The following is an 8,292-nucleotide window of genomic DNA, read 5'->3' as shown; positions in this document are numbered from 1 at the left end:
ACCCGGCCGTCCGGGCCGGCGCCGACCTCCTCGGCGGTCGCGATCCACGTCCGTGCGGCGCCGTCGCGGACCTTGGCGTCAGCCGGGGTACGCCCCGAGCTGTCCACCACCACCCGCAGCGGCTGCCGGATGGCCAGGCTGCCGTCGCGCAGGTTGCGAGCGGTCAACCGGGGGTCGTCGGCGAGCACGGTGCCCACCCCGGCGATGACCGCGTCGACCGTGCCGCGCAACGCGTGCACGTCGATCCGGGCCGCCTCCGAGGTGATCCACATGCTGGTGCCGTCCGCCGCGGCGGAGCGCCCGTCGAGCGTGGCGGCGTACTTCCAGATCACGTACGGCCAGCCCCGGCGCATCGAGGTCAGCCACGCGACGTTGCCGGCCTCGGCCTCCTCGCCGCGTACCCCCAGATCGACCCGGACCCCGGCGGCGCGCAGGGTGGCGGCGCCCCCGGAAGCGACCGGGTTGGGGTCGGGCACGGCGATGACCACCCGGCCCACCCCCGCCTGGACGAGCGCGGAACTGCAGGGGCCGGTGCGGCCGGTGTGGTCGCACGGTTCCAGAGTGACGACCGCAGTGCCGCCCTTGGCCCGCCGCCCGGCCTGTGCCAGGGCGACGATCTCGGCGTGCGGTCCCCCGGCGTACGCGTGGAAGCCCTCGCCCACGACCTCGCCGTCCTCGTCGAGCAGCACGCACCCGACCACCGGGTTGGGGCTGGTGGTGCCGAGCCCGCGCGCCGCCAACTCGATCGCACGCCGCATCGCCTCATCAACGGAGACGCTGGCCATCGCCCTGCCCCTGCCCTCTCACTCGCCGGTCCGCGCGCGGGCGGTCAGGGAGGCGGTGGCCATGGGGCCACGGGCAGGCGGTGGCGGATTCCGGGAACGGCACAGCCGCCCCGGAGGGTCGGCACGGCACGCTGAAGCCAGCGGCCGGCTCGGACCCGTCCGTCCCGCGCGCTGTCTCCCATCCGGACTGTCTGGGCGCGGACGAACCGCTCCCAACCGTCGGCCCCGGATTTTCACCAGGTCCACCGGACGGCAGAGCCGTCCGGGTCGCGGGCTGACCACGGTTGGACCGTGGATCACCGCCGGTTCGGAATTTCACCGAGTCCCGCCAGCGCGTGGTGGGTAGAGAAAGTCTTACACGCCGATCCGGTTCTGCCGCCACCTAGGCGAGCTACTTCACAGCGGTATCACGCTCAGGTGACGCCGCGCCGCCGGTCCACCGCCACGTACGAGCCCGGTTGACTCTTGGCGACCGTCTTCATCTCCGAGGCCACCGCGATCGCTTCGAGGGGGTCGGTGAACCGCTTGCCGGCGTCGGAGAGGGACACCCCGATGGAGAGCGTGACCAGGGCCGCGCGTCGGATGTTGCCGCGTCGGTCCTTCAACTCGACGAAGCCGCGCTCCCGGTCGGTCGCGTCGTAGAGCGTGTCGGCGGCCTTCTCGAAGTCGACGACCGCCCGGGACGTCAGCGGGCGTACCTGGTCCGGTGCGCAGACGATGACGAAGTCGTCGCCGCCGACGTGGCCGAGGAAGGCCGGTGGCAGACCCACCTCCACCACCGCCCGGTGCAGGCTGCGGGCCAGCGCGGAGATGAAGTCGTCGCCGCGCACGAAGCCGTAGCGGTCGTTGACGCTCTTGAACCGGTCGATGTCGATGTAGCCGACGGCGTAGTCCACGCCGTTTCGGACCCGGTCGCTGATCTCCCGACGGATCCGGCTGTTGCCGGGCAGCCCGGTCAGCGGGGAGACCTCCCGGAACTCCTTGTTGCGGCGCAGCGTGGACGAGACCCGGGCCACCAACTCGGCGGTGTCGAACGGCTTGACCAGGTAGTCGTCCGCGCCGGCGCTGAGCCCGTGCACCTTGTCGACGGTCATCCCCTTGGCCGTCAGCATGATCACCGGAAGGGCGGAGGTCATCGGGTCGGCGCGCAGCCGCCGGGTCAGCTCCAGCCCGTCGATCCGGGGCATCATGAGGTCGACCACCGCCAGGTCCGGCCGCTGGCGCTCGATGACCTCCAGGGCCTCCTGGCCGTCGCTGGCGTGGATCACCTCGAAGCCGTGCAGCCGCAGGTTGAACTCGACGAAACGAGCGATGTCCTCGTCGTCGTCGACGACGAGGATGATGTCCTTGCGGTCGGCCTCGGGCTCCACCTCAGGCCCCGGGAGCCGCGCGTTCCGCCAGTGCCCGCAGGTGCCGTACGGCCTCCGCCGGGTCGGCGGCCCCGTACACGGCGGTGCCGGCCACGAACGCGTCGGCGCCCGCGGCGGCGGCCTGTTCGATGGTGTCGGCGGCGATCCCGCCGTCCACCTCGATGCGCAGCTCCAGGTGCCCGGCCGACACGTGCCGCCGCGCCGTCCGCACCTTCTCCAGCAGCTGCGGAATGAACCGCTGCCCACCGAAGCCCGCCTTGATCGTCATGATCAGCAGGGTGTCGAAGCTGGGCAGCAGGTCCAGGTAGGGCTCGATCGGGGTGTCCCGGTCGATGGCCAGGCCCGCCTTCGCACCGGCCGAGCGCAGGTCCTTGGCCAACGCCACCGGGTCGTCGGACGCCTCCGCGTGGAAGGTGACGTTGTACGCCCCGGCGTCGGCGTACCCGGGGGCCCACCGGCGCGGGTCCTCGATCATCAGGTGCACGTCGAAGGGCATCGCCGTGACAGCCCGCAGGCTCTGCACCACGGGCAGACCAATGGTCAGGTTCGGCACGAAGTGGTTGTCCATCACATCGACGTGCAACCAGTCCGCGGCGTCCTCGACGGCACGGACCTCTTCGGCGAGGCGGGCGAAATCGGCGGCCAGAATGCTCGGCGCGACGATCGGCGGCGGTACGGTCACGGGGCCAGTGTACGAACGTGGCCACCCGCCACCCGCATCGCGCCACCTTTGGGGACTCGCTGTGATCCAGCAGTGACCAGTGGTGCAGAATTGGACGCTCCGGACCCCCGAATCCGGACGAACAGACATCAGCGGCTGGCCGATCGACGGAAACGCGACGACACTCCAACCGGGACGGTGCGCCGTAGGCTGCACGCCCGCCGGGGTCTCGCCGCGGGGCGCGGTGACCGGCCGCCAGCTCCCGGGAGGGCGGACGATGCGACGGTGGCTTCCAGCGCTGGCGCTGGCCGGCGTCACGACGATGCTGCTGCTGGCCGGCTGCGCGCCGGCGCGGGGCGCGGACGGTGATCTCACCGACGACTGGCCGACGCTGCGGGTGCCGAAGCCGTTCACCCCCGCCACCGACACCTGTCTGCCGCGGATCACCGCCGTCGTGCAGGCCAGCACGTACGAGACGGTCGACTGCGCGCGTAACCACCTGGCCGAGACCATCCACGTCGGCACGTTCGTCGGGCCCGACGCGCTGACCGAGGCCCGACCGGAACCCGGATCGTCGGCGCTGCGCACGGCTCGCGCCGAGTGCGACCAGCGGGCCCGGCAGGTGCTCGGCGGTGACTGGCACACGGCCCGACTCGCGCTGTCCCTGGCGCTGCCGTCCGCGCCCGCCTGGACCGGCGGCGCCCGCTGGTTCCGCTGCGACCTCAGCGAGACCGGCAGCATCGACAACACCCGCCCGGTGAACCGCACCGGCAGCCTGCGGGGCGCGTTGATCGGCGACACGCCCCTGACGCACCGCTGCTTCGACCCCAAGCTGATCGGCGACAACCTCAACTACATGGCGCCGGTGCTCTGCACGGAGCCGCACCGCGCCGAGTTCGTGGGCGTCTACGAGGAGGGGGACATGAGCTGGGCGGAGTTCGCCAAGTCCGCCGAGCAGGCGCACCGGCGCTGCATGGCGCTGATCGCCGAGTACGCGGCGGTGCCCAACAACAGCGAGCTGCCGTACCGGGCCGGGTCCATCTACTACCCGCCGTCTCAGCGAGAGTGGGAGGAGGGCGACCGTGGCGTGCGCTGTTTCCTGTGGAGCGACGACCGCAAACTCACCCGCTCGATGCGCGGCGCCGGCCCCGAGGGACTGCCCGCGATCTGAACATCGGTGCCGTATGCTGCTGCGCCGTGGCGCCACCGACCGGCTGGGTCCGGTCGGGGGCCACCAGCGGCGGGAGGTCGGGATGCGACGGTGGTTGGCGGCGTTCGCCGGGGGTGGGGCACTGGCCCTGGCACTGGCCGGGTGCGGCGCACCCGCCGGAGTCGACCGTGACCTCATCGACGACTGGCCGGCACCGGTCGCGGCGCAGCAGTTCGTCCCCGCCGCCGACGTCTGCCACCAGAGTTCCCAGCAGGTCGGTTTCCTGACCGGCTACAACCCGACGGCGTGCACCGAGGCGCACCGGGTGGAGACCATGCACGTCGGCACCCTCACCGGCCGGGCCGCCGAGGGCGGCACGCCCCCGCAGCCCGGCTCGGCCGGCATGCGGGCCGCGCAGGCCGGGTGCGACACGGCGGTCAACAAGGCGGTGGGTGCCGACTGGCGGTCCGGGCGGCTCGGCCTGACCGTCGTGCTGCCGTCGCCGCAGGCATGGTCGGGCGGGGCCCGCTGGTACCGCTGCGACGTCACCGAGATCGCCAGCATCGACGACACCGCGGTCGACCTGCGCACCGGCAGCCTGCGGGGCGCGCTGTCCGGCGCGGCCCCGTTGGCGTACCGCTGCTTCAACCCGAAGATGGTCAAGGACGACATCGACGAGATGGTGCCGGTCTCCTGCACCGCCAAGCACCACGCCGAGTTCGTCGGGGTCTGGCAGGCCCCGGACACCAGCTACGCCGAGTTCACCCGCAGCACCAAGCGGACCCACCGGGCCTGCCAGACGACGATCGCCAAGTACGCCAAGGTCCCGGACAACTCCCAGCTCGACTTCCGCGCCGGCACGATCTACTACCAGCCGTACGAGGAGGAGTGGCGCAACGGGAACCGGGGCGTGCAGTGCTTCCTCTGGATCTCCGACCGGAACCTGACCCGCTCGATGAGGAACGCCGGCACCAAGGGCCTCCCGGTCACCTAGGTGTTCTGCCCAGAGAGGTTGGGGACGCGGCTGGCGGGTGGGCCGCCGAGTGCGGTGTGATGGCGGTGGTGATTGTAGGCGTGGAGCCAGGCGGGTAGGGCCGCTCGTCGGGCGGTTTCGGAACGGTAGGGCTTGGCGTAGGCCCATTCGTCGGTCATGGTCCGGTGGAAACGCTCGACCTTGCCGTTTGTCTGTGGCCGGTAGGGGCGGGTTTTCTTGACGGTGACACCGAGCTGGGTGCAGGTCTCGTGCCAGAGCCGGGACTTGTAGCAGGAGCCGTTGTCGGTCAGGACGCGGCGGACGGTGATGCCGGATGAGCTGAACCAGGCGTGGGCGCGTTGCCAGAACGCGGCAGTGGTGTCTTGACGTTCGTCAGGAAGGATTTCGGTGTAGGCCAGCCTGGAGTGGTCGTCGATCGCGGTGTGAAGGTAGGCGTAGCCGAGTCGGGCGCCGCCCCACGCGTCGGTGCGGTGACCTGCGGTGGCGGTGCGGTTGAGTTTCCCGCGAGCACGACCTTGTGTGCGCCAGCCGCCGCCGTCGGGGATGTTGCCGAGTTTCTTGATGTCGACGTGGACTAGGTCGCCGGGATGGGGGTGTTCGTAGCGGCGGATCGGTTCTCGGGTAGCCCTGTCGAGATGGGCCAGGCGGGTGACGCCCGCGCGGCGCAGGATCGCGTGGCAGGTTGAGGCGGGCAGATCCAGGCGTCCGCCGATCCGTGCGGGTCCCCAACGCCGGCTCGTTCGTAGATGCAGCACCTGGCGCTCCACCTGGGGGCGGGTGCGGTTCGGGCTGTGTCGCGGCCGGCTGGAGCGGTCTTTCATGCCCGCGGCGCCTTCGACGCGGTAGCGCTCGGCCCAGCGTTTCGCTGTAGTCGGGCTGACCTGGAACCGTTCCGCGGCCCGGCGCAGCGGCCACTCGTCATCGACGACGCAGCGGGCCAGACGCAGTCTGCCTCGTTCGGTCAGGGGTGCATTAGCGTGGGTCACGAGGACCTCCCGGGTGATGCGGAACCTTCGACAAGCTCCACCTCACCCGGAGGTCCTCACCCATTTCAAGATCTCAGCCCTGTCACCAACGTCCATGGGCAGAACACCTAGGGCCTGTTTCGAGTCGAGCCTGAACGCACGGCGTCCGGCCGGTCGGGTGACCGGCCGGACGCGTGGAACGGATCAGCCTCGGCGCAGGACGGCGAGGAACATCGCGTCGGTGCCGTGGCGGTGTGGCCAGAGCTGCACGGTCGGCCCGTCGCCGAGACCGGGCATGCCGGCCGGCAGCAGCGGCCGGGCGTCCACGAAGTCCACCGCAACCCCGCTACGGCGGGCCGCCTCGGTCACCGTCACGTGCGTCTCGACGGTGTGCGGTGAACAGGTGACATAGGCGACCAGGCCACCCGGGCGGACCGCCCGCAGCGCCGCGCCGAGCAACTCCCGTTGCAGCCGGGTCAGCGGCGGCAGGTCCGACGGCTGGCGACGCCAACGCGACTCCGGCCGACGACGCAGCGACCCCAGGCCGGTACACGGCGCGTCCACCAACACCCGGTCGAAGTGCTGCTCCGGCAGCTTCGGGTCACCGCCGACCTCACGGCCGTCCATGGCCAGCACGGACACCGGCAGGTCCCGGGTCGCCAGGGAGACCAGCCGGGCGCGGTGCTCGGCCACCTCCACCGCGGTCACCCGGGCACCCCGCTGCGCGGCCAGCGCGCCGAGCAGCCCGGCCTTGCCGCCCGGGCCGGCGCACAGGTCAAGCCAACGCCCGTCCGGGCCGTCCAACGGCGCGTCGGCGAGCGCGGTGGCCACCAGCTGGGAGCCCTCGTCCTGGACGTGGGCACGGCCGTCGACCACCGCCGGGATGTCGCCCGGCGACCCGCCGGGCAGATAGACGGCGTACGGCGAGAAGGCGCCGGGCGCACCGCCGACCTGGTCGGCCAGCTCGACCGGGTCGATCAGCCCGGGCCGGGCACACAGGTGCACCGGGGGGCGCTCATTGTCCTCGATCAGGAGGCGCTCCGTCTCACCCAGATCGCCGCCGAGCGCCTCGGAGAAGGCCCGCACGATCCACTGCGGATGGCTGTACGCCAACGCGAGGTGCCCGACCGGGTCGGTCTCCATCGGCGGGGCGAGCTTCTCCACCCAGGCGTCCGCGTCACGGGTGGACACCTCGCGCAGCACCGCGTTGGCGAAGCCGGTGGCGCCCGGTGCGACCGAACGGACCAGGTCCACCGTCGACGAGACCGCGGCGTGCGCCGGCACCCGGGTGTGCAGGAGTTGGTACGCCCCGAGCCGCAGCGCGTCGCGTACCGGTGGGTCGATCCGGGCCACGTCCCGGCCGGCCGCGTCGGTCAGGATCGCGTCCAACGTGCCCAGGTGGCGCAGGGTGCCGTAGGTCAGCTCGGTGGCGAAGGCCGCGTCCCGACCGAACAGCCCCTCCTCCCGCAGGATGATGGGGAGCACCAGGTTGGCGAACGCGTCGTCACGGTGCACCGCCGCCACCGCCTCGTACGCGGCGCGGCGCGGCCGGTCCAGCGGTGGCCGGGCGGGACGACGGTCTCCGCCCCGATCGGCCCACGAGCCGGAGCGCGTTGGGCGGGTTCCCTCCGGTGCCGTCACGCGAATTCCTCTCCAGTGCCGACCCGGACGCCGCGCGCCCAGTCGGTCGCGCCCATGGCCCGCTTGCCCGCGGCACGGACCTCGCCGAGCCGCACCGGCACGGTCGCCGTGCCAACCAGCACCCGGGACTTCTCCACCAGCAACTCCCCCGGCTTCAGCTCGGGGCCGTCGGGCACCGGGACGACCGGGCCGAGTTTCACCCGCTCGTCGCGGAACGTGGTCCAGCCGCCCGGCGCGGGCGTGCAGGCCCGGATTCGCCGGTCCACGGCGAAGGCCGGGTCGCTCCAGCGCACCCGCGCGTCGTCAACGGTCAGCTTCGGCGCCAGCGACACCCCGTCGGCCGGCTGCGGCTCGGCGCGGGCGGTGCCGTCGTCGATCGCGTCGAGCACCGCCACCAGCAGCCCGGCGCCGGAGTCGGCGAGCCGCTCCAGCAGGTCACCGGAGGTGTCGGCGGCGCGGATCTCGTCGGTCAGCGTGCCGTAGACCGGGCCGGTGTCCAGGCCCTCCTCCAACTGGAAGACGCTGGCCCCGGTCAGCTCGTCACCGTGCAGCACGGCGTGCTGCACGGGCGCGGCGCCGCGCCACGCCGGCAGCAGGGAGAAGTGCAGGTTGATCCAGCCGTGCCGGGGGATCTCCAGGGCCGCCGGCGGCACCAGCGCGCCGTAGGCGACCACCGGCACGCAGGCCGGCTCCAACTCGCGCAGCCGGTCGAGGAACTCCGGGTCG

General features: G+C 72.4%; 8 protein-coding genes and 1 riboswitch. Of the genes, 2 read left to right on the top strand and 6 right to left on the bottom strand.

Features of this window, described 5'->3' with window-relative positions:
* The 3 genes from ribD to rpe all read right to left on the bottom strand — a co-directional run.
* Positions 1-785, bottom strand: a 785-nt coding sequence (ribD, locus tag PSH25_RS15975) for a bifunctional diaminohydroxyphosphoribosylaminopyrimidine deaminase/5-amino-6-(5-phosphoribosylamino)uracil reductase RibD (protein WP_238659844.1), incomplete at its 3' end; no start/stop codon positions are given.
* A 166-nt stretch (positions 786-951) separates the two neighbouring features.
* Positions 952-1,122, bottom strand: a riboswitch (FMN riboswitch).
* A 76-nt stretch (positions 1,123-1,198) separates the two neighbouring features.
* On the bottom strand, positions 1,199-2,155 hold the full coding sequence (locus PSH25_RS15970; RefSeq protein WP_238659843.1) for a response regulator: 957 nt from the start codon (positions 2,153-2,155) through the stop codon (positions 1,199-1,201).
* Between the two features lies 1 nt (position 2,156).
* Positions 2,157-2,837: a ribulose-phosphate 3-epimerase gene (gene rpe, locus PSH25_RS15965; RefSeq protein ID WP_030335689.1), complete on the bottom strand. Its 681-nt coding sequence runs from the start codon at positions 2,835-2,837 to the stop codon at positions 2,157-2,159.
* 256 nt (positions 2,838-3,093) lie between these two features.
* Here rpe and PSH25_RS15960 point away from each other — a divergent pair, with 256 nt between their 5' ends.
* Positions 3,094-3,987, top strand: a complete 894-nt coding sequence (locus PSH25_RS15960; protein ID WP_238659842.1) for a septum formation family protein — start codon at positions 3,094-3,096, stop codon at positions 3,985-3,987.
* 82 nt (positions 3,988-4,069) lie between these two features.
* Positions 4,070-4,960 (top strand): septum formation family protein, encoded by an 891-nt coding sequence (locus PSH25_RS15955; protein WP_238659845.1) that lies wholly within the window; start codon positions 4,070-4,072, stop codon positions 4,958-4,960.
* On the opposite strand, the gene PSH25_RS15950 is transcribed toward PSH25_RS15955, so the two are convergent.
* The 3 genes from PSH25_RS15950 to PSH25_RS15940 all read right to left on the bottom strand — a co-directional run.
* Complete coding sequence (locus PSH25_RS15950; protein WP_238659841.1) at positions 4,957-5,946, bottom strand: IS481 family transposase; 990 nt, start codon at positions 5,944-5,946, stop codon at positions 4,957-4,959. The genes PSH25_RS15955 and PSH25_RS15950 overlap by 4 nt on opposite strands.
* Positions 5,947-6,129: 183 nt before the next feature.
* A complete protein-coding gene (locus PSH25_RS15945; RefSeq protein WP_372492800.1) occupies positions 6,130-7,572 on the bottom strand; it encodes an RsmB/NOP family class I SAM-dependent RNA methyltransferase in 1,443 nt (480 codons plus the stop codon).
* Positions 7,563-8,292: methionyl-tRNA formyltransferase (locus PSH25_RS15940; RefSeq protein WP_238659839.1), on the bottom strand; the 730-nt coding region annotated here is incomplete at its 5' end. The genes PSH25_RS15945 and PSH25_RS15940, both read right to left, overlap by 10 nt.

Source organism: Micromonospora foliorum, from assembly GCF_022229015.1.
Lineage (GTDB): Bacteria > Actinomycetota > Actinomycetes > Mycobacteriales > Micromonosporaceae > Micromonospora > Micromonospora foliorum.
The sequence above is the reverse complement of the archived record's forward strand: the minus strand, read 5'-3'. Positions and strand labels throughout refer to the sequence as shown.

Bases quoted from the DNA above. Each gene is read 5' to 3' on its own strand.
- PSH25_RS15955 (WP_238659845.1), top strand. From the start codon at position 4,070: ATGCGACGGTGGTTGGCGGCGTTCGCCGGGGGTGGGGCACTGGCCCTG.
- PSH25_RS15960 (WP_238659842.1), top strand. From the start codon at position 3,094: ATGCGACGGTGGCTTCCAGCGCTGGCGCTGGCCGGCGTCACGACGATG.